Origin of the sequence: Planococcus sp. CAU13 (assembly GCF_000775575.1) — a bacterium.
Taxonomy (GTDB): Bacteria; Bacillota; Bacilli; order Bacillales_A; family Planococcaceae; genus Planococcus.
Genome location: NZ_JRGN01000048.1, coordinates 1 through 1060, shown reverse-complemented (window position 1 = coordinate 1060; position 1060 = coordinate 1). Strand labels below are relative to the sequence as shown.

The following is a 1060-nucleotide window of genomic DNA, read 5'->3' as shown; positions in this document are numbered from 1 at the left end:
ACCCTGTGACAGGTGTAATTATGACTATTTACCCGAAGACATAAAAATGCATGAAGAATCCGCTCCCTTAACGGGTAAAGCGGAATCTTCATGCATTATTGTTGTATGGGCCTGACTTTTTTACACAGGGTCATCGAAAGTCTACTCTACACTCACCAGCTCACTCTGCACCACACCCTTGGAATCTATCGCTTTGACTGTGGCATAGCCTTCAACCATATAGTATTTGTATCCCCCCTGTATCGTCACTTCTGTTGCATTTGTAAAGGTCTTATACGGAGTTTTTACAGTTACATTTACGCCTGTGATGGTATGTTTAAGAGGGTCATCTCCCAAACCGACTTCAAATGTTTTGCCGACCTGGACAGGGTAAACCAAATACTTATCGAACTCTGAATATGGGTAGCCGATGGCAAACAGCTGATTATTTTCCAGTTCGAGATATTCATAGCCCTCGCCATTTGACTCCGCTGTCCACATGAAACCTAATCTCAAATTATTGCGGTCCGGAACATCCACGAAACGGTGGACTGAAATTTCTTCATCTGCCGATCTGTACGTATAAGCTTTAGTTTTGTCTTTCTGATAGGAATTTTCAATGACTGCATCATTTTTGAATTTCGGCTCCAATCCACGTGCAAGGAAAGCGGCAAATTGAGCGCGCGTCACATTCTGGCGGGGACGGAACGTATTATCAGGGTAGCCTCTGGTAATATTCGCTGCTAAGATTCTGCTGATTGCAAGAGAATAATAAGCGTCTTGAGACACATCGGTAAATGACATGATCGAATTAAACTCAAGATCAAAAACCCGTTCTACAATCAACGCCATTTCCCCTCGAATGATCGGGTCGTTAGGGCGGTAGTTGCCGTTTTCGGAGCCTTTGATATAGCCCGCTTTCGCAGCTTCAGCTATATAACCGCTGGCATGGTGCGCAGCCGATACATCACGGAACGGTGTCGCCTTTTGTGTTTCATCCAAATTCATCAGACGGCCGATCATGATTGCGGCCTGAGCACGGGTCACAGGTTTGTTCGGTCGAACTGTCCCATCGGAATAA

At 45.2% G+C, this 1060-nt stretch carries 1 protein-coding gene; it reads right to left on the bottom strand.

Translation table 11 applies throughout. The features are described 5' to 3' along the window. Positions 1-141: 141 nt before the first annotated feature. Positions 142-1060 (bottom strand): S-layer homology domain-containing protein (locus tag KW93_RS16860; protein WP_081986910.1); only part of this gene is annotated, 919 nt, incomplete at its 5' end.